This is a genomic window from Oryzibacillus soli (assembly GCF_051594765.1).
Taxonomy (GTDB): domain Bacteria; phylum Bacillota; class Bacilli; order Paenibacillales; family NBRC-103111; genus Paenibacillus_AR.
This window is the reverse complement of sequence record NZ_JBPPGJ010000006.1, coordinates 144,634-168,395: the sequence shown is the minus strand read 5'-3', so window position 1 is coordinate 168,395 and position 23,762 is coordinate 144,634. Positions and strand designations below refer to the sequence as shown.

Annotated in this window: 20 protein-coding genes and 1 riboswitch; of the genes, 6 read left to right on the top strand and 14 right to left on the bottom strand. The window is 59.9% G+C overall.

All coding sequences use genetic code 11. The features are described from left to right. Positions 1–15 precede the first annotated feature (15 nt). Complete coding sequence (gene recQ / locus ACSEXW_RS10150; protein WP_438446017.1) at positions 16–1,806, bottom strand: DNA helicase RecQ; 1,791 nt, start codon at positions 1,804–1,806, stop codon at positions 16–18. A 154-nt stretch (positions 1,807–1,960) separates the two neighbouring features. Here recQ and ACSEXW_RS10145 point away from each other — a divergent pair, with 154 nt between their 5' ends. Next, the gene (locus ACSEXW_RS10145) at positions 1,961–2,206 is read left to right on the top strand and encodes a hypothetical protein (RefSeq protein ID WP_438446016.1); all 246 of its coding nucleotides are present in this window, start codon (positions 1,961–1,963) and stop codon (positions 2,204–2,206) included. Positions 2,207–2,436: 230 nt separating this feature from the next. On the opposite strand, the gene ACSEXW_RS10140 is transcribed toward ACSEXW_RS10145, so the two are convergent. Further along, positions 2,437–3,171 carry a TerC family protein gene (locus ACSEXW_RS10140; RefSeq protein WP_438446015.1) on the bottom strand — a complete coding sequence of 245 codons (735 nt, stop codon included), beginning with the start codon at positions 3,169–3,171 and terminating at the stop codon, positions 2,437–2,439. 246 nt (positions 3,172–3,417) lie between these two features. Here ACSEXW_RS10140 and ACSEXW_RS10135 point away from each other — a divergent pair, with 246 nt between their 5' ends. Then, positions 3,418–4,017, top strand: coding sequence for an SOS response-associated peptidase (locus tag ACSEXW_RS10135; protein ID WP_438446014.1), 600 nt, complete (start codon positions 3,418–3,420; stop codon positions 4,015–4,017). A gap of 11 nt (positions 4,018–4,028) precedes the next feature. On the opposite strand, the gene ACSEXW_RS10130 is transcribed toward ACSEXW_RS10135, so the two are convergent. Beyond that, on the bottom strand, positions 4,029–4,577 hold the full coding sequence (locus tag ACSEXW_RS10130) for a glutathione peroxidase (protein ID WP_438446013.1): 549 nt from the start codon (positions 4,575–4,577) through the stop codon (positions 4,029–4,031). A gap of 348 nt (positions 4,578–4,925) precedes the next feature. Between ACSEXW_RS10130 and ACSEXW_RS10125 the strand changes: the two genes are divergently transcribed. Together ACSEXW_RS10125 and ACSEXW_RS10120 are read left to right on the top strand one after the other, a co-directional pair. Next, positions 4,926–8,282 carry an Ig-like domain-containing protein gene (locus ACSEXW_RS10125; protein ID WP_438446012.1) on the top strand — a complete coding sequence of 1,119 codons (3,357 nt, stop codon included), beginning with the start codon at positions 4,926–4,928 and terminating at the stop codon, positions 8,280–8,282. A 115-nt stretch (positions 8,283–8,397) separates the two neighbouring features. After that, on the top strand, positions 8,398–8,808 hold the full coding sequence (locus ACSEXW_RS10120; RefSeq protein WP_438446011.1) for a winged helix-turn-helix domain-containing protein: 411 nt from the start codon (positions 8,398–8,400) through the stop codon (positions 8,806–8,808). On the opposite strand, the gene nrdF is transcribed toward ACSEXW_RS10120, so the two are convergent. The 3 genes from nrdF to nrdI are packed head-to-tail and all read right to left on the bottom strand — an operon-like array spanning position 8,805 to position 12,240. Continuing rightward, complete coding sequence (nrdF, locus tag ACSEXW_RS10115; protein WP_438446010.1) at positions 8,805–9,770, bottom strand: class 1b ribonucleoside-diphosphate reductase subunit beta; 966 nt, start codon at positions 9,768–9,770, stop codon at positions 8,805–8,807. The two genes, ACSEXW_RS10120 and nrdF, sit on opposite strands and share 4 nt — an antisense overlap. A 39-nt stretch (positions 9,771–9,809) precedes the next feature. Beyond that, positions 9,810–11,894, bottom strand: a complete 2,085-nt coding sequence (gene nrdE, locus ACSEXW_RS10110; RefSeq protein ID WP_438446009.1) for a class 1b ribonucleoside-diphosphate reductase subunit alpha — start codon at positions 11,892–11,894, stop codon at positions 9,810–9,812. Then, positions 11,881–12,240, bottom strand: coding sequence for a class Ib ribonucleoside-diphosphate reductase assembly flavoprotein NrdI (gene nrdI, locus ACSEXW_RS10105; protein WP_438446008.1), 360 nt, complete (start codon positions 12,238–12,240; stop codon positions 11,881–11,883). The genes nrdE and nrdI overlap by 14 nt, the downstream gene beginning before the upstream one ends. A gap of 166 nt (positions 12,241–12,406) precedes the next feature. Then, a riboswitch (cobalamin riboswitch) is annotated at positions 12,407–12,612 on the bottom strand. 504 nt (positions 12,613–13,116) lie between these two features. On the opposite strand from nrdI, the gene ACSEXW_RS10100 reads away from it, so the two are divergent. Continuing rightward, positions 13,117–14,193 carry a bifunctional 3-deoxy-7-phosphoheptulonate synthase/chorismate mutase gene (locus ACSEXW_RS10100; RefSeq protein WP_438446007.1) on the top strand — a complete coding sequence of 359 codons (1,077 nt, stop codon included), beginning with the start codon at positions 13,117–13,119 and terminating at the stop codon, positions 14,191–14,193. A 270-nt stretch (positions 14,194–14,463) separates the two neighbouring features. Here ACSEXW_RS10100 and ACSEXW_RS10095 read toward each other — a convergent pair whose 3' ends face one another. After that, positions 14,464–14,706, bottom strand: coding sequence for an HPr family phosphocarrier protein (locus tag ACSEXW_RS10095; protein ID WP_438446006.1), 243 nt, complete (start codon positions 14,704–14,706; stop codon positions 14,464–14,466). A 264-nt stretch (positions 14,707–14,970) separates the two neighbouring features. Between ACSEXW_RS10095 and ACSEXW_RS10090 the strand changes: the two genes are divergently transcribed. Continuing rightward, positions 14,971–15,714, top strand: coding sequence for a spermidine synthase (locus ACSEXW_RS10090; RefSeq protein WP_438446129.1), 744 nt, complete (start codon positions 14,971–14,973; stop codon positions 15,712–15,714). Here ACSEXW_RS10090 and ACSEXW_RS10085 read toward each other — a convergent pair. The 7 genes from ACSEXW_RS10085 to ACSEXW_RS10055 form a co-directional block, all read right to left on the bottom strand. After that, positions 15,701–16,096, bottom strand: a complete 396-nt coding sequence (locus ACSEXW_RS10085) for a hypothetical protein (protein WP_438446005.1) — start codon at positions 16,094–16,096, stop codon at positions 15,701–15,703. The genes ACSEXW_RS10090 and ACSEXW_RS10085 overlap by 14 nt on opposite strands. A gap of 109 nt (positions 16,097–16,205) precedes the next feature. After that, positions 16,206–17,255 (bottom strand): NAD(P)-dependent alcohol dehydrogenase, encoded by a 1,050-nt coding sequence (locus ACSEXW_RS10080; RefSeq protein ID WP_438446004.1) that lies wholly within the window; start codon positions 17,253–17,255, stop codon positions 16,206–16,208. 191 nt (positions 17,256–17,446) lie between these two features. After that, entirely contained in the window at positions 17,447–18,061 is a 615-nt protein-coding gene (locus ACSEXW_RS10075) for a hypothetical protein (protein ID WP_438446003.1), read from the bottom strand. A 2-nt stretch (positions 18,062–18,063) separates the two neighbouring features. Next, entirely contained in the window at positions 18,064–18,960 is an 897-nt protein-coding gene (locus ACSEXW_RS10070) for an ABC transporter ATP-binding protein (protein WP_438446002.1), read from the bottom strand. A 1-nt stretch (position 18,961) separates the two neighbouring features. After that, positions 18,962–21,835 carry an ABC transporter permease gene (locus ACSEXW_RS10065; protein WP_438446001.1) on the bottom strand — a complete coding sequence of 958 codons (2,874 nt, stop codon included), beginning with the start codon at positions 21,833–21,835 and terminating at the stop codon, positions 18,962–18,964. Between the two features lie 76 nt (positions 21,836–21,911). Next, positions 21,912–22,955, bottom strand: coding sequence for an efflux RND transporter periplasmic adaptor subunit (locus ACSEXW_RS10060; RefSeq protein WP_438446000.1), 1,044 nt, complete (start codon positions 22,953–22,955; stop codon positions 21,912–21,914). Beyond that, positions 22,945–23,646: an ABC transporter ATP-binding protein gene (locus ACSEXW_RS10055; protein ID WP_438445999.1), complete on the bottom strand. Its 702-nt coding sequence runs from the start codon at positions 23,644–23,646 to the stop codon at positions 22,945–22,947. The genes ACSEXW_RS10060 and ACSEXW_RS10055 overlap by 11 nt, the downstream gene beginning before the upstream one ends. Between the last annotated feature and the right edge of the window lie 116 nt (positions 23,647–23,762).

The window sequence follows — 23,762 nt, the reverse complement described above, 5'->3', positions numbered from 1 at the left end:
CTATAAAAAAACGAATCAGTCCCGTCCCGTAAACGACCGGATCTCCCGGAGGAAGTGTTCGCCGTACCGGGCGAACTTATGCTGGCCCACGCCCTTGACCGACAGCATCTCCTCCTCGTTCCTCGGCTGCCGGACACACATATCCCGAAGCGTCGCATCGTGGAAAATGGTGAACGGCGGCACCCGCTCCTTCAACGCCAGGTCTCTGCGGACCTGCCGCAACCGCTCGAAGAGCGCCTCGTCGGCCGCCCCCTCCGTCTCCTGCCCGCTCCCTTGATCCTTCATCACCACCGCACGGTGGAACACCCGCTCCGTCCCCTCCAGCACGGCCTTGGCCTTCTGCGTCACGGACAGCACCGGATACTGGCTGTCCGAGAGCATCAGATAGCCGTCTGCCACCAGCACGTTGATGAGCCCGGAGATGTCCTTCTCCTTAGCCATCTTCATCACGCCGTAGGTCGGCAGCTGGTCGAAGCCGAACTGCTTCACCTTGGCGTCGGCGGAGCCCTTCAGCACCTTGGCCGTCATGGTGATGCCGAAGCGCTGGCGCATCCGGACCACGCAGGAGAAGATCTTCTGGGCCTCCAGCGTAATGTCGTGGAGCTCCCGCTCGTCCGTGCAGCTGCCGCAGCGCCCGCAAGGCTCCTTGGAGGGATCGCCGAAATATTGAACGATGTAGCGCTGCAGGCAATCCGTCGTATGGCAGTAATCCACCATGTCGTTCAGATTGCTGTAGTCCTGCTTCTTGCGGGCCGGATCCCCTTCTCCCTGTTCAATCAGGAACTTCTGGGTCATGATGTCCTGGGCGGCGAACAAGAGCACGCACTCTCCCGGCTCCCCGTCCCGTCCGGCACGGCCTGCCTCCTGGTAATAGGACTCCAGGTTCTTCGGCAGACTGTAGTGGATGACGTAGCGCACGTTGGACTTGTCGATGCCCATGCCGAAGGCATTGGTCGCCACCATCACCTTGATCACATCATAGAGGAAAAGCTCCTGGCTCTTGCTCCGCTCCTCGTCGCTCAAGCCCGCATGATACCGACCGGCGGAGACGCCGAGCCGGTTCAGATAACGCTCCAGCTCCTCCACGTCCTTGCGGGTGGAGGCGTAGATAATCCCCGAGTCCTTCGGACGGGAACGGATGTAGCGGGCGATGTACTCCTGTTTGTCCGCACCCTTCACCACGTGGAAGCTTAGGTTGTCCCGGGCGTAGCCGGTCGTGACCCGGACAGGATGGTTCAGCCGCAGCTGCGAGACGATGTCCTCCTTCACCACGTCCGTGGCCGTGGCCGTGAAGGCGGCCAGCACCGGACGGGGCTCGATCCACTCGAGCAGCCGGCCGACCGCCAGGTAGCTGGGCCGGAAGTCGTGGCCCCATTGGGAGACGCAGTGGGCCTCGTCCACCGCCACCAGCGGAATGTGCAGCTCCTGCACGAGGCGGTAGAAGCGCTCGGACTCCAGGCGCTCGGGCGCCACATAGACGATCTTGAACTCTCCTGCCGCAATGCGGCGGAAGGTGTCGTTCAGCTCCTTCGACGACAGAGTGCTGTTGATCAGTGCTGCGGGAATCCCCGCTTGATTCAGCGCATCCACCTGGTCCTTCATCAGGGAGATCAGCGGGGATACGACCAGGGACACCCCCGGCAGCATGGCCGCCGGAAGCTGGTAGCAGACGGACTTGCCTGCGCCGGTGGGCATGACCCCCAACACGTCGCGGCCTTCCAGGATGCTGGCGACCAGGCGGTCCTGGCCTTTTTTGAACGAATCGTAGCCAAATAGCCTCTTCAATTCCTTAATGGCTTGCTGCAAGAATAATGCCTCCGTTCCCGAACTTGAAATCAAATCTTAACGGCGGTTCGATGAAAAAGTTTTATCGATCAGATAGGCTTCCGAAATATTGACCAAACTGTGAATGTTTATTATGATTATTGAAAAGCTCTCAATTACGCGGAGGTGCCCGGCTATGGTGCGCATCGCTTTATCCTTTTTTGCCAGCATCATTCTCTTATATGTGGAATCCTCGATCGTCATCAAGTGGATGGGATATTCCACCGGCATTACGTACGATAACTATCACGGTCTCCTGATGGTCTGCGTCCTGAACTTCTTCCTCTCCTTCTCGATCTTCACCCAGCTGATGCCTTGGTTCCTGCGGATCAACCGCATGGACGAATCCGACGAGGAAGAGGAAACCCCTTCATCCACCTGAGCGATGCGAACGAACGGCACTCCTCTTGCGCCTTGCGTGAGGGAGTGCCGTTTTTTTGGCGGTCTGCCTGACGATGCTGCGCAGCCCTCTCCCTCTATCTGAAGACGCCCTCTCTTCAGTTTACTAGCCCCCTCCCGACTCCGCAATGAGAACAGCCCTCTTATGCCAAAAGAAACAAGCCTCGTCCTCCCGGACAAGGCCTGCTCGGCCAGCCAGTATGATATTCCTCTTCATGCCGTCGCGGACTGGGTCTCCTGCTCGTCAGCCTGCACAAGCTGTGCCCCATGCACGCCGGACCGGCGCCTGCTGCTCCGGTAGCCGGCATAGAGAACCCCAGCGATGACGGCCGCGTCGATGACCCACTTCAGAGCAGGCGCGCCGCTCAGAACCTCGTACACGAAGGATTCCCCGGTGATCATCTTCCCGGCTGTCCAAGCCAGAACCCCCGCCCCCAGATAGATGAGCCACGGATAACGGGCCATCATCCGGATCACCAGGGTGCTGCCGAAGACCATGATGGGAATGCTGATCAAGAGTCCGACCACCACCAGCACAAAATCCCCATGGGCCGCCCCGGCGACGGCCAGGACATTATCCAGCCCCATGACCGTGTCCGCCACGACGATGGTGCCGACGGCCTTCATCAGGCTCATGCCGGCGTTCACCTGGCCATGGCCCCCGTCCTTATCCGCCAGAAGCTTGTAAGCGATCCAGACCAGCAAGCAGCCTCCCAGCAGCTTCAAACCGGCCAGGCCCAGCAGCCAGACCACCACTAGTGTGGACAAGGCCCGGATAACGATAGCACCTGCCGTGCCCAAGAGGATCGCCCGCTTCTGCTGGTGGACGGGCAGGTTGCGGGAGGCCATCCCGATCACGATGGCGTTGTCGCCCGCCAGCACCAGATCGATGGCGATGATTGAGAGTAAGGATACGATGAAGTCCATGCCGATTTCCTCCTTCAACATGAATAGGAGCCTCCGCCGACGGCGAAGGCTCCTCTGACATGCGAAGAGACCCTTACCGGTGACGGTAAAGGTCTCGCCAACAACGCTTCCGTTGCCAGCAAAGCCGGGGTTTCCCCGTATTGACGACTTTGCTGTACCAGCTACTCCCCTTTAATTCCTGTAGCTCCAGTATATTCGCCTCCCGACGGCTTCATGCATGAATTTCCCGCGGGATGAAAATACTGGAGCCAAAGGAGCGGTGTAACCATGTGCGAATGGATATCCTTACAAGCGGACGCCAGAGAGCTGTCCGACCATTTCCGAATCGATCAGGTGCTGGAGGGACTCTCCGGCGCCAACGGCGGGATGCTGAAGCCGACGGAGCACATCCCCATTATTCTGGGCAAGCAGGGAAGCCGGGTGCTGGACCGGTATTATTGGGGCATCTTCCCCTTCTGGGCCAAGGATTCCATCCATGCCCGAAGCGAGAGCATCCGCGACCACCATGCCTACCGGCAAATCTTCGCCAAGCAGCGCTGCATCATCCCCTGCGACGGCTTCTACTACCGGGTGCCCTTGGGCAGGCGGAAGGAGAAGCAGATCCGGATCACCTTGAACGAGCGGCGGTTCTTCGGATTGGCCGGTCTCTATGATGTCTGGGTCAGCCCCGCCGGAACCGAGTACCGCAGCTGCACCATCATGACCACGCCTTCGGCGGAGCCGCTAGCAGCCTATCATCCGCGGACCCCCGTCATCCTGGAGGAGGATACGATGGAGCTGTGGCTGCACCCCCAGCCGCGGGACGAAGACCGCATGTACGGACTCTTCAAGCCCTACGCCGCCTCCGCTCTCCGGATTCAAGCCTGACGTTCCTCCTCTTACCCCAGCAGCGCTTCGATCGCCGGTTCGATGTCCAGCGGATCCACCGGCGATTCGAAGCGCTTCACCACATGGCCCTCGCCGTCCACCAGGAACTTGGTGAAGTTCCACTTGATGTCGTTGCCGATTAGGAACTCAGGCAGCTTCTCCGACAGGTAGGTATGCATCATCTTGCCGCCGGAGGTCGTCAGGTCGAATCCCTCGAACGGGGCCTGCCCGGACAAGTAGGCGAACAGCGGATGCTTGTCTTCTCCGCGTACCTCTACCTTCTCGAACAGCGGGAAGCTGACGCCGTAGTTCAGCTGGCAGAAGGTGTGGACCTCGTCGTTGGTGCCCGGCTCCTGATCGCCGAATTGGTTGCACGGGAAGCCCAACAGCACCAGGCCCCGGTCCTTATACTTCTCATACAGCTTCTGTAGGTCCGCATACTGGTTGGTGAATCCGCACTTGCTGGCTGTATTGATGATCAGAAGCACCTTTCCTTTGTAGCTGCCGAGATCCACCTCTTGTCCACGGATGTTGCGGACGGTAAATTGATGTACGCTCATGTCGTTTCCTCCTCTAAGAATTCTATTGGCGAGTCCGGTTCAGACCGGATTACTCGTTCCTGATAATTAGATCGTGTACAATTGAATCGTACACAACTTAATTATATTCATTCTGCTCCCTCTGTCAACCTCCTTCACGAAATTCCCCTGCTCCCTTCTATACACCTATTATTTATCTTCCATTAAGCTCCTGTTAAGGAAAATGTGGTAATCTGGAGGTTAGGCGGCTTCCGGTTAGGAGACTTTCAGCTAACTTATATAATTTCCCAACTCCTCCCCTCCGATAACTCCCATAGGTACGGGCAGCCGGCCACGGCTGTCCCGATCAATGGGAGGGATCTGATTACCATGAACCAACCAGCAAGACGATTGCGCCAGACCGGTCTTATGCTGCTGTGTCTCGTTCTGCTCTTCTCCGGAGCAGCCGGATGGGGCGCGCGCACTGTCCACGCCCAGGATGCCGTAAGCAAGCTGGTGCTCTCCACCAATGCCGTGAACCTGGCGGTCGGCTCATCCAAGAGCTTGACGGCCACCGCCGTCTATGAGAGCGGGGCCACCGCCGACGTCACCGTCAAGACCGACTGGAGCTCCGGCGATCCCGCCGTCGCTTCAGCGTATAATGGTACGGTCATGGCCAAGGCGGAAGGCGCCGCCATCGTGACCGCGACATACTCCGGCAAGACGGTCGCCGTTCAGGTGACCGTCACGAAGAAGGTCCGGAGCCTCACGAAGAACAAGAGCAAGGTGGACCTGCGCATCGGGGAAGCCGAACAGATTCACCTGACCGCCACCTATTCGGACAACACCACCGAAATCGTGGATGAGAAGGCTGAGTGGAGCACGGACAATGACTCCGTCGCATCCGTCTTGAACGGTGCGGTAACGGGACTGGAGTCCGGCGAAGCCAACGTAACGGCGGAATACGGCGGACTGACGGTATCCGTCCCGGTACAAGTCGACATCGTCCGGAGGCTCTATCTGGACTCCACCGAAATCAGCCTGCGGACCGGCGGCAACGCCAAGCTGAAGCTGATGGCGCTGTTCGAGGACGGTACCTTGGTGGATGTGGCGGACAAGGCGGAATGGGAATCGGACAATGAACAAGTGGCCGACGCCTTGAAGGGCCAGGTCACGGCCTACGGCTCCGGCACCGCCGCCATCACCGCACATTACGGCACCAAATCCGCCTCCGTCAACGTGGAGGTGGAGGTTGCCAAGCTACTGACCGTCAGTGACAGCAACGTCTTCCTGAAGGAAGGAGACACCCGGGCCGTCACGGTGAAAGCCACCTATGCGGACGGAACCTCGGAGGATGTGACGGACCGCGTCAATTGGACCTCCGACCGCGACTCCGTCGCCTACGCGGCGGATGGCCTGATCTACGGGTACAGCACGGGGCAAGCTGCCTTGACCGCCCGGTACGGCTCCAGAACTGCTTCGGTCTCGGTGGATGTAGGGGTTCCCCGCCAGCTTACATCCGGGACGGTCTCCTACCAGCTCCGCAAGGGAGCCTCCCAGGCAGTGGAGATCACAGCCCTGTATCTGGATGGCACCACGGAGAAGATTACGGACAAGGTGGAGTGGAGCTCGGAGGACGAATCCGTAGCTTATGCCGCCAAGGGCAAGATCTACGGTCTTTCGGCGGGAACCACCGTGCTTACCGCCTCCTTCGGAGGCAAGAGCATCAGCTTCGACGTCTCCGTGGACACCGTACGCAAGCTTGCCGTTACTCCGGAAGCGATGACTCTGCGGACGGAGGAATCGAAGGCCTTCAAGCTGACCGTCACGTATGCGGACGGATCTACGGAGGATGTAACCTCCTTGGCTCAATGGTCTACAGATCATAAGGAAATCGTAAGCCTGGACAAGGGAACCGTCACTGGCAAGGCTCCCGGCCAAGCCACCGTGACGGCGGTTTACGGCACGGAATCCGTGTCCATGTCCGTCGGGGTCAGTCTCGTCAAGAGGCTGGAGCTGAGTGAAACCGACCTGTTCCTGCACAAGAACGGCACAGGCTCCGTGAAGCTGACCGCCTACTACGCCGACGGCACCAGCGAGAACGTCACCTCGAAGGCGGTGTGGAGCTCCGGGAATGAGAGCGTGGCCTATGCCGACCATGGCAGCGTCACCGCGGCGGCAACGGGACAGACGACGATCACGGCAGCCTATGGCGGCAAGACCGCCAGCCTGATCGTCGACGTGGCCGTAGCCCGCAAGCTGACTGTCAATCCGGCGTCGCTCAGCCTCCGCAAGGGCGCCTCGCAGCAGATTGCCCTGACGGCAGTCTATGCCGACGGCTCCACGGAGGATGTGGGCGCCGCTGCGGAATGGACCAGCTCCGACTCGGACAGCGTCTATGTGAAGGGGGGATTGGTCCGGGCCTATCAAGCGGGTGAAGCCGTCATCACCGCCAAGTACGGCGAGCGTACCGCAACCGTCTCCGTCAAGGTGGACACCGTCAAATCCTTAACCCCCGACGTATCGAAGCTGGTGCTGCAGCCAGGCGACACGGCGGACGTGCATCTCTCTGCCGTCTATGCGGACGGCACCGAGTCCGTGGATGTAACGAGCCTGGCCGAATGGTTCTCCAAGGATGCCGCCGTCGCCAAGGTGGAGAAAGGCAAAGTGACCGCTGTCTCCCGGGGGGCTACCACCGTTACGGTCAACTATGGCGGCAGGACGGTCAGCATCCCCGTCAGCGTCGGCGAGCTTACCAAGCTGGCCGTCAGCACCAAGACCGTCATCCTCCAGGACGGACAGTTCTCCCAGGTACAGGCTACCGCCACCTTCAAGGACGGCTCGGTCCAGGATGTGACTGAGGATGCCGAATGGACCTCCTCCAACGCCGAGGTCGCTCTCGCAGAGGACGGTCTGGTTACGGCCGTCGCCTCCGGCAAAGCTACGGTAACCGCCGCCTACGGCGATTACACAGCCACCCTCTCCGTTGAGGTGGAGCTGGCCAAGACGCTGACGGTGGACAAGCGGAAGCTGGTGCTGAAGAAGGATGACTCCAGCCAGCTTGTCTTGACCATGGTGGATCAAGCCGGGAACACGCAGGACGTAACGGCCAAGGCCGTCTGGACCAGCTCTGCGCCGGCCGTTGCCGATGTGGCCTCCGGCCTGGTGACAACCTACGCGCAAGGCAAGGCCACCATCACGGCCAAGTATGGGGGCAAAACCGTCACCGTCGCCGTCGAATCGGACAGTCCCTCGAAGCTTGTCCTTAGCCAGAAGAGCGTACTGCTGAAGACCGGACAATCCGCTTCGATCACCGTCACGGCTTACTTTTCCGATGGAACCTCCCGCGACGTGACGGACGACGCGGAATGGAGCTCCTCCAGCGTGAAGGCCGCCGATGTAATCGGGGGCACCATCACCGGCGCAGACACCGGCAAGTCGACGATCACCGCCAAATTCGGCGGCAAATCGGCCTCGCTTCCCGTAGAGGTGAACAAGCTGAAATATCTGCAAACGAACACCCACCGGATCGTCATGAAGGCCGGTGAAAGCAAGAACGTTACCCTGACCGCCACCTATGCGGACGGCTCGGAGGCGATCGTGAACGTCCCCGCCGAATGGTCCAGCTCGAAGGTCAGCGTGGCGGATGTCAAGGACGGCCTCATTACCGCCGAATACAAGGGCACCGCAACCATACGGGCCAAGTATGCGGGCAAAACCGTCAGCATCACCGTCATCGTCCAGTAGGGTGCCTGAAGACGCGCTGGCCGCTTCAGTCCGAACGGCCTAAAATGAACTCAAAAAAAGGTCCCGCCGGTTCAAACCCGGCAGGACCCTTTTCTCACGAAAGGAATGGAACGAAATGGAAACAAACCCTATGGAATGGAATCCGGCCGAGCAATCCCATGTGCTTGCGGTTGGACCGCTACGCTTCAACCGGCAGTCCTTCCAGGTGTTCTCAGATGACCGGGACCTCCTGCTCACCGTGAAGGAATTCTGCATCTTCATGAAGCTTGCCGAGCATCAGAACCAGGTTCTGGAGCGCTCCCGCTTCGCCGGTCTGTTGGCGAAGGACGGGCAGCTGTTCGACCCCGGGTCGCTGACCATCCATATCAAGAACATCCGCAGCAAGCTGGGCAGCCTGAAGACCTGCATCAAGACCGTGTGGGGCGTCGGCTACGAATTCGTCGGCTTTCCCTCCGAACACGCCTCCGGCTCCTCCCAGGAGTCCGTATCCGCCCCCGCCTCCGAGCCTTCGCTCGCTCACCGTTAGTCCCCGAACACAAAATCCTCGTCGGTCAGCTGCTCCACATGGATGGCACGCACGTAGCCATTGCCTTTTTTGGAGAAGAAGTCGTGCTGCTTGGTGTCCGTCCGAAGGCCATTCTGCACTACGGGGTGGATCTCTTCGTCCGGGAACAGGGGGTCCAGCCCCAAGTTCATCCAGGCCTTGTTCGCATTGTAGCGGAGGAAGGCCTTCACCTCGTCCGCCAGGCCCACGCCCGCGTAGAGCAGCTCCGTATAGGCCTCCTCGTTGGCATGGAGCCGGGCGAACAGGCTGTGCAGCTCCTCCTGCGCCTCCGTCTGCTCCGCCTCCGTCAGCTGCGAGAAGAGCTCCTGGGCCAGCGTTCCCACGTAGAGCCCATGGATGCTCTCATCCCGCAGAATCAGGTCGATGATCTCCCCGCTGCTCGTCATCTTCCCCTGCCCCGCCAGATAGAGCGGATAGAAGAAGCCGCTGTAGAACAGATAGCTCTCCAGAAGCACCGACGCTCCCATGGCCAGGTACAGATCCTTGCGGGTCTTGATGCCGTAGTAATACCGGGAGATGGTCTCCGCCTTGTACTGCAGGTTCTCCTGTCCCTCCACCCAAGCGAACACCTTGTCGATCTCTTCCTTCGTCGCCAGCGTCGTGAAGATGCTGCTGTAGGACTTGGCGTGAATCTGCTCCATCATCCCCATGAAGCCCAGCACGGCCTTGCGCTGAAGCCCCTCCGTATACTCCAGAATCTTCGGCATGCCGGCTCCGCCCTGCACGGTGTCAAGCAGCGTCAATCCGCCCAGCACCTTCATGTAGAGCTCCCGCTCCGCATCGGACAGAGCCAGCCACGACATCTTGTCGTCGGACAGGGGAATCTCGTCATCCGTCCAGAACTGCATGATATTCTGATGCCAGAATTCGATGGTGAAATCGTCATCCGGCCGGTTCCAATTTACCGCTTTGATGGCTTCCATGCGGATCTTCTCCTCCAATCGCTCTTGCTTCGGCCTACATTACACCGAGCAGCTGATGCATTCCTCCAAGGTCAACAGGTTGGTCCTGGTATAGTAGAGGGACTTCAGCCCCATGCGTGCGGCGTAGATATAATATCGGGCCAGCTGCCGGGTGGTCACGTCGCTGTTGACATGAAGCACCGTGGACACGCCCTGGTCGATATGCTCCTGGATGGCGGCGATCAGATCCAGCACCTTGAACTGATCCATCTGGTAGGCCGACTTGTAATAGAAATAGTTGTCCCGGCTGAGATACGGCATCGGATAATAGGTCGTCGAGTTGGCGTAAGTCCGGGTCTCGATGGGCGATACGATGGGCATGACGCTGGAGGTGGAGTTCTGGATGTACGAGATGCTCTGCGTCGGCGCGATGGCCAGGCGGTACGCATGGTACAACCCGTGGCGGACCACCTGCTCCTTGAGACGGGCCCAGTCTTCCGGAGACGGCACCTGGATGCCTTGGAACAGCTCCTGCACCTTGGCCGAGGCCGGCCGGTAATCCGTGGCCAGATACCGGTCGAAGTAGGTGCCGTTCGCATAGTCGGACCGTTCGAAGCCCTCGAATACGACGCCCCGGTCCCGGGCGATCTCCATACTTTTCTCCAGCGAGTAGTAATTCATCATCATGAAGAACGTCTTGGCAAAATCCTTCGCCTCTTCGCTCTCATACGCGATCTTGTTCTTGGTCAGGTAGCCGTGGAGGTTCATGGCTCCCAGGCCGACGGAGTGCAGCTCCCGGTTGGCCTTCACCACGCCCGGCGCATTCTGAACCCGGGTCATATCGCTGACCGCCGTCAGCGCCAGCATGCCTTCATGCACGGACTCCCGCACCTTGCCGCTCTCCATGACGTGGACGATGTTCAGCGATGCCAGATTGCAGCTGATGTCCCGCCGGATATGGTCGGGCTCGCCGTAGTTGCCGATCTCCGACGTCTCCTGCAGCTGGAAGATCTCCGTGCACAGGTTCGACATCTTCACGCTGCCCAGCCGCTTCAGGGCGTGGCCCCGGTTGGCATTGGTCCGGTTCATCATGTACGGATAGCCGGATTCCAGCTGAATGGCGGCGATCTTCACCAGCATCTCCCGGGCGCCCATCACCGCCTTCTTGCGGACGCGGGGATCCGCCAAGAGGGTCTCGTACATCTCGTCGATATCCATGTCGTCCAGATGCTGGCCATAGGCCTTCCACACACTGTACGGGGCAAAAACATGCAGCGGCTCGTTCTTCTCCGCCAGCTTGTAGAACTGCTCCGGCACGATCAGGCCGATGGACAGAGTCTTCAACCGCGACTTCTCGTCCGCGTTGATCTTCTTGCTGTCCAGGAACTCCAGCACATCCCAGCCGAAGATGTTGTAATAGGCCGCTCCGGAGCCCTTGCGCTGTCCCATCTGGTCCGCGTAGGAGAAGGCATCCTCCATCAGCTTCAGCACGGGCATGATGCCCTTGGCCGCCCCCTCGACGCCCTTGATGGGCTCGCCCCTGCCGCGTAGCTTGGACAGGTTGACGGCCACGCCGCCGCCGATCTTGGACAGCTGCATGCAGGTGGACAGCACGTAATTGATGGAATTCAAGGAATCGTCCATCTCGAGCAGGAAGCATGATACCATCTCGCCCCGGCGCTTCTTCCCCGCATTCAGGAAGGTGGGCGTGGCCGGCTGCAGCCGCTGCTCCATGATGGAGGCAGCCAGGGTCCGCGCCAGCTGCGCATCTCCACGGCCCAGATAGAGGGCGGTAATGGCGGCGCGGTCAGGGTAATGCTCCAGATAGAGCTTCCCGTCGTCGCTCTTCATGGCGTAATCCGTATAGAACTTGGACGCCGCCATATAGGAGGCGAACCGGAAGCCGTAGCCATGGGCAAGGTCATAGACGCTGGCTACCTCCTCGGCACTGTACAGGGCGTACACGTCCTCATAGTAGTGATGATCGATCATATACCGGACCTTCGCATCCGTATCGGGGAAGGACATCGTCCGGCCCGCCGTCTCCTCCATGAAGGCGTCGACCGCCTCTAGGTCCTTATCCAAACGGAAGAAGCCATCGGCATCCTTCATCATCAGCATGTTGTTCAGTTCAATATGACGCAACCGCACGCACCTCCGTCAGAAATCTCTCCACATCCCGCTCCGTACCCGACAGCTCGAACTTGCACAGCACCGGTACGCCGAAGAGCTCGGACACCCGGTCCGCACTGCCGGCAAAGTGCTCGCCCCAGTTACGGTTGCCGCTGGCCGCCACACCCCGGAGGTAGTTCCGGTTCTTCTGCAGGAAGTGGAGCACCTTCCCTGGAGCCTGTCCCATCCCCGTCGTATAGGTCACCAGCACGAACGGGGCGTCGACCTCCAGGGCTTCATCGATGCGGACGGCAGGCAGATTCAGCTTCTTTACGAATTTACCGACATGGCCGGTTCGGGAATCATAGGCGATGAGCAAGGCTCTTCAATCCTTTCAACAGGTCATTGGGGGCCAAAAAAGCGCCTCCCGGCTCCCATGGGGAGTCCTAGAGACGCACGAAGAGCAGGGTCCGTCCATTCCCAGCCCATACAGGCCGGAACGGGTAAGCCGCTATCGAACACGCCCCTATCTCCCGTAGGGAAGGTGTCATCCATGGAAACAGGCAGGTCTCCTGGCTCTGGCGTCATCACCCGCCGCTCCTTCCCGGCCGGAACGACCAGTGGATACGTGTGGCGGATTCTTCCATTACAGTGGCGGGACCGCACCGGCTTTGCACCGGCTTCCCTATTAAGCCTGCGCCGGCTGGTTGTGTCCAATACCGGGGTAGGCACCTGTTCCAATCAATATGTAGTAGGTACCATTGAATACTACAACGATATCTAGCAACTGTCAATGCGAAATTGACAACTTTTCAACAATTTCATAGACTTCAGCGCTTTATTTCGACACATCATAGACGCCAGAACGCGTTCCAGCGTCTTCTTGCTTTTTGCGGAAGGGGAAGCGTATAATCGGCAAAAAATAGGAACCATATCGCGAAACACCATGCAGGAGAGAGTAATCGGACCTGCGGGACCGACAGGGAAGGTTTGCCGGAGACTGAGAGCAGACCTAAGGGACCGAACCGATGAAGTTCACTCCGAAGTGGGGCCTTGAACGGAGCTGATGCTCCCATTAGAGGCTGCCGGTTTCATACCGTTATCATGATTCGAGGAAAGTGCTGCGGACATCCGGAAATTCCGGCCGCACCTTTCGAACGAGGGTGGTACCACGGCTTCCTGTCCCTTCTTTTGGGGATGGGAGGCCTTTTTTGCTGTATCTGGGAAGATTAGGACCAAGGAGGAATGATGGAGGATGGAAAACCGTCAGTTGGAGGAATTGCGGGGCAAGCTTGACGCGCTGAACGGACAGCTCCTGGAGCTCATCTCGGAGCGCGGGCAGGTGGCCCAAGAAATCGGAGCGTTGAAGCAGAAGCAGGGCATTCCGAAGTTTGACCCTGTCCGGGAGCATGACATGCTGGAGCGGCTCGTGGCGATGAACAAGGGTCCGTTCGACGATGCGGCGGTTCGGCACCTGTTCAAGCAGATCTTCAAGGCTTCGCTGGACCTGCAGAAGATGAACCACAAGAAGGATCTGCTGGTCAGCCGGAAGAAGCAGGCCGAGGATACGGTCATCACCGTCCGGGACGCCGTCATCGGCGGAGGCTCGTCGATGCTGGTGGCCGGCCCCTGCTCGGTGGAGAATTGGGAGCAGATGCGGACCGTAGCGGCTGCCCTGGTCCGGTCCGGCGTCCGCGTCATGCGGGGAGGCGCCTTCAAGCCCCGCTCCTCCCCTTATGACTTCCAAGGCCTGGGGATGGAAGGGCTCAAGATGATGAAGGAGGTGGCGGACGAGTTCGGGCTCATCACCATCAGCGAGATCGTGAATCCCGCCGATATCGGCCCGGCCACGGAGTATATCGACATCATCCAGATCGGCGCAAGAAACATGCAGAACTTCGAGCTGTTGAAGGCCGCGGGCGAAGTGGATACGCCGGTGCTGCTGAAGCGGGGCCTGGCCGCCACCATGGAGGAATTCCTGCTGGCGGCGGAGTACATCGTCTCCCGCGGCAATTCGCAGGTCATGCTGATCGAGCGGGGCATCCGCACCTATGAGAAGTGGACTCGCAACACGCTGGACATCTCGGCGGTGCCGATCCTGAAGCAGGAGAGCCACCTGCCGGTCCTGGTGGACGTGAGCCATTCCACCGGGCGCAAGGACATCCTCGTCCCCTGCGCCAAGGCCGCTCTGGCGGCAGGCGCCGACGGCATCATGGTGGAGGTGCACCCGAACCCGCCGACGGCCCTCTCCGATGCCGAGCAGCAGCTCGACATCCCGCAGTTCGAGAAGTTCTTCGCCGATGTGCGGGCCTCCGGCTTGTTCAAGGCGTAGCGCGGAATGTGAATGCCCCGCCCCCTGTTGGTGAAGGGGACGGGGCATGTATCGTTTACGGCGTATACACGATGTTGTCGATGTACAGGGGATCCGGTGTAATCCGAGCCGCCGTTGGCCACTTTCAGAAATGTACAAAAGAAACCTCTCCTTTGGAAATGGTTGGGTGGTACCTCCATTTTACCGAGGAAAGGTATCTTTTGTTTTACTTTTTACGAGACGAGGCTGCTCCGCGCAGGAAAGTGTTGTTTCAACCTGTCGGGAGGAATCTTACTTAATCTCTACCTTCACACCGTGTTTCGCCAGAACCTCTGTCATCGCCTTCTTGGCATCCGCTTCGTCTGGACCGTGCACCTCCAGAAAGTGAGCGTCTTCATAAAGCAAAGTCATGCTGAGACCAAGCATACTTTTCATGTCGATAAACCTGTTCCCGACCCTCATGACAACACTGGATTGGAAACGGCTGGCGGTCTGGTTGATTTCGACAATGGCGTTCGTGGATACTCCTCTCATAGAAGCCCCTCCTTGGTTCATTCCGTTCGGATTATGGTTCCTTCCGTTATATAGTGGAAGTTACGATCATTATAGATCATCGTTTGCACCAGGAGTATGGGGCCGGTTTTAGATTTATTTGCGATTCTTTTCGGTAATGCCTCAGCTTCATACGCCTGTCGTGAAAAAGATGCCGTTTCGTTTTATACTGTTCTACAGCGGCCGATGACGGCTGACGATCAAATCTTGCCGGGCATCGGCACGTAAGGGGAGCTTCGCTTGAACATGCTGTACCACTGCCGAACACCGTACCATGAGGAACTCACCGTGTACGACACCGATGAACATGAAGGTGAAAGAGGCCGCTTCCGCGTGCTCCAATTTTCGGATGAAGCCGTACAGGGGGTGATGGATCTTACCCGTCCGGATCGGATCCTGTTTGAATATCCGAGGGCCATGATCCATCTGATCGAGCACAACCATGGTCCGCTCCGGGAGATCTTCATCGTAGGACACGGCATCGGCTCCCTGGCCCGTCATTACGAGGGCCAGCCCGGCTCCGTCACGGTAGCGGAGCTGGATCCGGAGGTGGACCGGGTGTCTCGGCAGTATTTCGGCTACAGCGGGAACAACGTGGTCATCGGTGACGGCCGCCGGATTCTGGAGCGGACCCGGCAGGAGCGCTTCGATTGCATCCTTCTCGATGCGTTCACCAGCTCGGGCACTCCGCGGCAGCTGCTGTCGCTGGAATTTTTCGGACTCGTCCGGTCGAAGCTGGACCCGCAGGGCTCGGTCATTCTGAACCTGATGGGCCGCAGTGAACATGACCCGGTGGTAAACGCAGTGTCCTCCACTCTCCAGGAGGAGTTCGCCTTCTGCAGTGCCTTCGCCTTGCCTGGCAAAGGCGCCGCCGGCAAACAGAGCATTCTGCTGGCCGCTGCCAACCGTCCCCTAGTCTATCAGTCTCGTCACATGGCAGGCTTCATGGAAATTGCCCCCGGTGCAGGTTACATCATTACGGATCCGTGAGCGAGCTGCAGCTGGCGTCATTGTCATTTCTCAAGTAGCTGCTCGGCTCGAATACCTCGTCTTCTACAATGCGGACATATGTGTCCGTTCCCGTTTTCAACGTCTCTATCACCTGGTTCCTTTCTAGAAGATCGAGAATCCGCTGGAGATCCTTCCGGCCTTCCCGATCTTTGCTGTTGATCCGAAACAGATCTGGTGTGACGGGAATCCAGTCGTCTTCATAATGCCGCTCCGCATACTGACGAACCAATATGCCTACTGCGTAGGGAACATATTTGGGCACGCGGCCGTTTTCCAGAATCACAGTAGGTATCAACAGGCTTTCCTTGATGTCGGTGCTTAACTCTGCATAGAGCTTCCGTGCTTTCTCGCTGTTCGTCATCGTATCCCCCCCTCAATTAAGTTGCTTCCACTAATGCTCGCCTTATCCCTGCACGGTTCCAACAAAAAGAAGGGGGCCCTGAATGCCCCCTCCCCTTCCTCACCAAATGCTATTCATTCCCCATCGTGCTGATGTCGATCACGAACCGGTAACGGACATCGGAGGCCAGCACACGCTCCCACGCTTCATCAATCTGCTTGGCATCTATGACTTCAATCTCAGGAGCAATGCGGTGCTCCGCGCAAAAATCAAGCATCTCCTGCGTTTCGCGAATACCGCCGATCATCGATCCGGCGAATGACCGGCGATGGCCGATCAGGGAGAACACATTAACCGACAACGGCTCCGCCGGTGCACCTACGTTGACCATGGTACCATCCAGCGCCAGCAGCGAGAGATAGGCACTGATATCGATCTTCGCACTGACCGTATTGACGATGAGATCGAACGAGCCGGCCAATTTCGCAAAGGTCTCCGGATCGCTTGTGGCATAGTAGCGGTCTGCGCCAAGCCGCAAACCGTCCTCCCGCTTCTTCAGGGATTGGGATAACACGGTAACCTCCGCCCCCATGGCATGGGCCAGCTTCACCGCCATGTGTCCCAATCCGCCCAGACCGATAACGGCAATCTTCTTGCCGGGTCCGGCCCCCCAATGGCGCAGCGGCGAGTACGTGGTGATACCGGCACACAATAGCGGAGCTGCCGCGTCCAGCTCCAGACCGTCAGGAATCCGAACCACAAAGTCCTCGGTTACGACGATGTGAGTGGAATAGCCGCCCTGGGTGTACTGCCCATATCTGTCGATGGCTCCATAGGTGCCCGTCATCCCGTTAAGGCAGTACTGCTCTTCTCCATTATGGCAGTTGCAGCATTCCCCGCAGGAGTCAACCATACAGCCTACTCCGACCCGGTCACCCACTGCGAACTTGGTCACCTCCGAACCGACCTGCGTGACAATTCCGGCAATCTCATGCCCCGGAACCAGAGGATATTGGACGGGTCCCCACTCCCCGCGGGCGGTATGGATGTCAGAGTGGCAGATTCCCGCATACTTAATCTCAATGAAGACATCATGCGGTTGAAGATCCCTGCGTTCGATCGTCGTGAGTTTGAACGGACCTTCCGGATTAAATATAGCACGCGCTTGAGCTGGAATCATATTGAACCTCCCGAATCTCATGGATTTATGGATGACTATAAATCAACATCTTATGATTAACCGACATCTGTCTAACATTATAGATCGAATTCCGATGCTTTCAATGGATAAAAAAAGCGGATTTGTTGATTATTCAACAAATCCCTTTCACTTGTTCATTAACTTCGTTCGGCACCCCGTCGCCTCTTCCCTTATTCGCCGAACCGAACCTCCCGGTCCAGGTGGATCTCCAGCCGCCGATCCTCCATGGGATTGGCGAAGGGGATCAGCCGGAACCGGATCCCCTCCAAGGATTCCGGAAGCGGCGGCGTCACCCGGTATTGCAGGGAAGCCTGGCCTCCGCCTCCCCGATGGCCGTTCCGGAAGATCCGGTACTCCCGGTTACCCTCCACCTCCAGCATCAGGCTGATGCGCAGAAGACCGGCCGGCGGCCCCTCCAGCTGCCGGACCTCCACATGAACGACGCTGGAATCCGTATGCTGCATCGCGTGGGTCATCCGGTACTCGAAGCCGTGCGCTTCCGTCCGCATCATGATGGGCAGCACGCCCACGAGCTCCCCCGGCGACTCGTGCATAACCGGCCGCTCCTCCAGCTGGACCGCCCGGATCCACCATTGGAGCTGGGCCAGTTCGACGCCATATCGCTCGGACCAGGTCTCCAGCATTTCCCGCGGCGGCGTATACACCCTCCCGTCCGACAGCCTCCTGCGCTCCGTCCAGAGCCGGACCAGCTCCTCATCGAGCCGCTCCAGCCCTTCCTTATACGTTTCCGGTACACTATGAAATTCGAACTCCGCCCACCCCATTGCTATCCCTTCCCTTCCGCGCTCTCCGGCGGCATGATGATGATTCTCCCGTCCGCAACCTCCAGCTTCACCTTGTTGGCGTTCTTCGCCCCGATGCTCTCCAGGTATCCCGCAGGCACCTGAAGCCGGCCCGCCTTGTCCAGCACCGCATATTCCACATGGGTTTCGGTCTCCGCTTCCGCCAGCCCCATCTCCAGCTCCGCCAGCTCCTCCGCATAGGATTTCTTCCGGATCATCTCCGAGGAGGTCTTCCCGTCCCGGATGGCGACGACCCGGTCCACCTTCTTGGCCAGCTGCGGATCGTGGGTGACGATCACGATGGTGATGCCTGCGTTCCGGTTCAACTCCCGGAACAGATCCAGGATCTGCTCCGCCATCCGCGTATCCACAGAGCCCGTAGGCTCGTCAGCCAACAGCAGCTTGGGGCTGTTGGCCAGCGCGATGGCAATAGCCACCCGCTGCTGCTCCCCGCCGGACAGCTGGTTCAGCTTGTTGCCGGCCCGGTGGGCCAGCCCGACGGCTTCCAGCAGATACAGGGCCCGCTGGCGCTTGCTTCTGCCGGTGAGCAGGATCGGAAGCTCCACGTTTTCCAGCGCGGTCAGATAAGGAATCAGATTCCTGGCGTTATTCTGCCAGACGAAGCCGACGGTCTCGCGCTTGTAGCGGATCAGATCCCGCTCGCCGGCCCGGAGCAGGTCCAGCCCATTCACCTGGAGGACACCGGCCGTAGGACGGTCCAAGCCTCCCAGCATGTTCAGGAGAGTGGACTTGCCGCTGCCGCTGTTGCCGATGATGGCCATCAGCTCTCCCGCCTCCACCTGAAGATCCAGACCCTGCAGGGCGAAGACCTCCAGATCGGCGGCCTTGTAGATTTTGACCAAGCCTTCGCAGTGTATCATGTCAATCCTCCCCCAGCTTCAGCGCTTGATGAATCCGGATCCGGGACAGCATCCAGCCGAGGATGCACAAGCCCAGGGTGATCATCACGCCGACCAGCACATAGAGCCGGACCGTGTCCGCCGGGTCAAACACCACCTGGAACGGAGGCACCAGCTTCCCGGGATCGAAGGCCGATTCGAACAAGGGCACATAGAGCCGGCTGGCCGCATGGCCCGTCAGCACGCCGATGGCCACCGCCGCCCCTGAGGTCAGGAGCTGCTCCGCCCCCAGCATGCCGATCAGCTGGGACAGCCGCATGCCGATAGCCCGAAGAATCCCCGTCTGCAGCGCTCTGCCGCTTAAGGTCAGGATCCAGTACAGCAGGAAACCGACGAAGCTGACCAGAACGGAGATCAGGAAGCCCATGGTCATCACCCCGTTCACCGCCATCAGGAAGGGGTCGTTCCTGGCCCGGATCAGGTCGTCTCTGGTGCTCGCCACCTTGGCGACCTCCAGCTTCTGCTCCGTCATCGCTTCGTAGATTTTCTTCACGGATGCCCCCGGCGACAGCTTCAGCCAGATGCTGTAGGGCTCCAGCGCCAGGTGGGTCTGGATGTGGCGCAGATGGCCGACGATGAGCATGGGCTTGTTATCCTTCGCCTTGCTGTCGAAGGATGCGGGCAGCGGATTGAAGGACGGGAAGTAATCCAGAATCCCGTACACGACGAAAGCCCTGGAGTCCACACCGTCCCAGCCGATCCAGATGGGATCCCCCAGCTTGACCCCCTTCTGTTCCGCTACGGAACGGGAGACCAGCACCGCCCGCGGATCCTCCGCCATCACATTCAGGTAATCCTGCATCGGGTACTCGGTAAGCCCGTTCCGGAACCAGGCGGCCTCTGAGAATTCATCGGTCTGGATGCCCATGAGAGTGACTTGTCCCCGGTCTTTGCCGGCCTGGAAGAACGCATTCTTCTTCACGAACACCCGTGCCGCCTTCTCCACCCCCGGCAGTCCGGCATAAGGCCCGAAGGGAGGCTCCAGATAATGAACGCGGGACGGCTTCGGCGCCGTCTCCGCCGGGGCTCCTCCCCTCTCCGGTCCCCCGCCGCCCTCCGGCGGGGCGTCATTTTGCCAAGGTACGTCCAGGACAAGCTCCGCCCCGTTCATGTACCGGGTCCGGTCCTCCACGTTGCTGTTGATGGTTCTCGCCGCACTGGCGCTGAACACCCCCGTCGCCACCGTCATGATCAGGAACACCATGAGAAACTGGTATTGGCTTCCCGACCGGCCCAGCTGGATCAGGGTTGCATAGAGCGAGGGAGGCCACCACCTGCGCCCCGCCCAATAGATGAGCCGGATCAGATAAGGATACAGCCGCAGCAGCAGCAGCCCCGCTCCCAGGATGAACAGGGCGGGAACCACGAATTGCAGGGGGTCGATCTGCAGCATGTCCTTGTTCAGGCCGAAGCTCTTCAGCGTCTTGAGCCGGTTGTGATATAACCGCAGGCCGTACAGGGCCACCCCCGTCACCGCCACATCCAGATAGAACCGGTGCCACACCGGTGCTCCGCCGGCCCGCGCCATGGCCGTCTTGCGTCCGACGATGCTGACCCGGGTGGCCAGGAATACGGGGATCAAGAGAATGATGAGCGACGCCCCCGCCGCAAGACCGGCATAGCGGTAAGCCTCCCCGTTCAACCTGGCCGTCAGGCTGGCCCGGCTTACGAATTCCAGGAACCCGTTGGAGGCGCCCAGCATCCGGGTGAGCAGAAGCCCCAGATAGGGCCCCGCCGCAAAGGCCAATCCGCACAAAATCAACCCCTCCGCAGCGGAGGAGGCCATAATCTGAAGCCGGGACGCCCCCCGGCTCCGAAGGACGGCGATCTCCGTCTTCTGGCGCTCGGAGATCAGATGGGACACCATGAACATATAGATGCCCAGCATGACCAGCACGGGCGTGTTCAAGGACCAGACCAGCGTGCGCAGATTGGAGGCGCGCTCGGGGTATTTTTCGACAGTCTTGATGATGGAGGCGTTCACGTCCCCGGAGTAGGAATTGGACACGGCAGCGGTCTTCTCCCGGATCTGGCGGTCTGTGTCCAGCAAGCGGTCCAGGTTCCGGACCTCCAGCTTCGTGTAGTCCAGAAGGTAATAATAGATCTGAGCGCCCAAGGGAATGGGACGGCTCTGCAGAAATTCCCGTTCGAAGAGCTTATCGTCGATGAAGAAGGTTTTGCCCCACGTGCCCAGAGAGGGGTCCCGGAAAAACAGGTCATCGTCGGACTTCTTCGTGAACACGCCGACGGCCTTGAACCGGACCGTCCAGTCCAAGTCCTTGTCCTTGATCTCGAAGACGGACCCGATGACGCCGCCCAAGGTGCTGAGTCCCTTCTCCGTCACGAGCACCTCCCACACGCCGTCCGACGCCTCGCCCGAGGGCAGACGTCCGTCCAAGAGACGGATATGGTCCGCCAGCCCCGGCATGGACGTAAAGCTGGCCAACCGGTTGGCCCCGGCGTCCGCCCGGTTGCCCTCCACCGGCTTGAATTCGAAGGACCACGTCTCTCTCTCGGTGACGGCCAGCTTCACCGGCAGGGTGAAGCCCGGCTCCGCCTCCTGCTTCAGATAGCTCTCGAATTCGGCCAGAGCATCCGGCCGCTGTTCGTCCCTCTGCCCGGGCATCTGGGCCTTGATCTGGTAGACCCCAGGATGACCCAGGCCGCCGGCCTCCATCCGCTCCAGATCCTTCACCAGCATCCGGGTAAGCATGGCTTCCGTATAGACGGGCATTCCGGCGGCCAGTGCCACCGTCAGAACAAGACCCATCAAGAGGCTGAGCTCCAGCCATTTGTTCTGCACCATTTTGCGAATCAACATCCTAGCTAATGCCATGGCTTCACGGCCCTCCCCGATGGCCTCCCGAACGCAGGAACACGCGCGCGTGTCCCATTTGCGCCCTAACGGGAAGCTAGTTCAGCACAATGTCCTGCCCTTCCTTCAGCCCTTTGACGATCTCGATCTCGGTCGGCGACTGAAGACCGGCTTCCACGTCAACCTCCCGGAGCGATTTGCCGTCCAGAACCTGCACGAAGGTCCGGCCCATATAGTTCCGCAGCCCGCTGCGGGGGATCTTCAGGACGTTGTCCTTCTTCTGGGTCGGGATCGTCACCTGGACGCTTCCGCCGATCTTGGCTTCGGGGGGCAGGGAGGCCAGCTCCAGGTACAGCGTCTTCGCGTTCTTCTCGGCAAGGGCCTTGTCCGTGGTGACCGGAGCGGTGGACGGCGTCTGGACGATCGCAGCAGACAGCTCTGCCTTGTCCGACTTGATCTTCGCTTCCATCCCGACGACGGCCTCGCCGATGTCATTGGTATTATCGACCCGCATCATCAGCCGGAGCCGGGTCGGATCCGCCAGCGTCACCAGCGTCTGATAGGCGGCCACCGTATCCCCCGGCTTCAGATCCGACGCGTAGATCACTTGGCCGTCCATCGCAGCCGTAAGCTGCTTCGAGGTGAAGGTCCGGCGCAGGTGGTCGAGCTTCAGCTGCTCCAGCTCAGCCGCCAGCTCGGCAATCCGCAGATTGTCCGGGTCCTTGGCCGGGTCGCTCCAGGCCTTCTTCAGGGCCAGCTTGGCCTTCTCCAGAGCCAGCTCCTGCTCCTTCAGCTTCAGGTCCAGGCCCTCCACGTCCAGCTGCACCAGCACATCGCCCTTCTTCACTTGATCGCCCGGCTTCACCTTCAGCTCCAGGAGCCGTCCGCCCTGCTCCGCAAACTGGGCATACTCCGTCTTCGTCGACTCATAGGTCGCGCTTCCCCGGAGCTCCTTGGCCACGGTGCCGGCCGTTACCTTCACGGTGTTGTACTGCTCCTCCACCGGCTTGACGAGCGGAGGCTTCAACGCCTCCTCCTCCTTAGGCAAAAGCGTACAGCCGGACAGCGCCACCGCCGCCGTCAATGCCAAGGCGGCGGCCCAGGTCCGCCGGCTGCTCCGGTCCTTCCGATTATCCGACAATTCGACCATCCTCCAATTCATACACCTGATCGACAATCTCCATGATGGCGGGATCGTGGGTGGTCAACACCACGGTCATGCCTTCGTCCTTCACCAGATCGCGCAGCACCTTGATGATGTGAAGGCCGGTCTTGCTGTCGAGCTCCGCCGTCGGCTCATCGGCCAGCAGCAGCCGGGGCCGGTGCGCGATGGCCCGGGCAATGGCCGTCCGCTGCTGCTCGCCCCCGGACATCTCGAAGGGCCGGTGACCCATGCGGGGAACGAGCCCCACATATTCCAGCGCCGTCAGCGCCCGTTCCTTCCGCTGCGGGGCGGGAATCCCGGCGATCCGGAGCCCGAAGTCCACATTCTCATATGCGGACATCAGGGGGATCAGCGCGAAGGATTGGAAGATCAGTCCCATCTCCGTGCGCCTGCATTCGCTGCGCGCCTTCTCGGGAAGAGACGAGAGCTCCCTTCCGGCGAACCGGATCCGGCCCTCGGTCGGCTGATCCAGCGCGCCCAAGAGATTCAAGAGCGTCGTCTTCCCCGAGCCGGAGCGCCCCTTCAGGGCGGTTAAGCTTCCCTGGGGGATGGCAAGCTCAATGCCCTTCAGCACGGCCACAGCCCCGCTCCCCCTGCCGAAGACGCGCGTGACCCCCTCCGCCTGCAGCAGCATATCTATGCCGCCCCTACCTTCTGTATCGGCCATCCTGGTTGTCCCTCCGTGTTCCTTATGTGCGGTCCCGGCCCTATGAGCCCCGAATGGGCACCCGGCCGCAGATACCGCTTTCAACCCAACATGGAATGTATTCCACATGCAGTTCC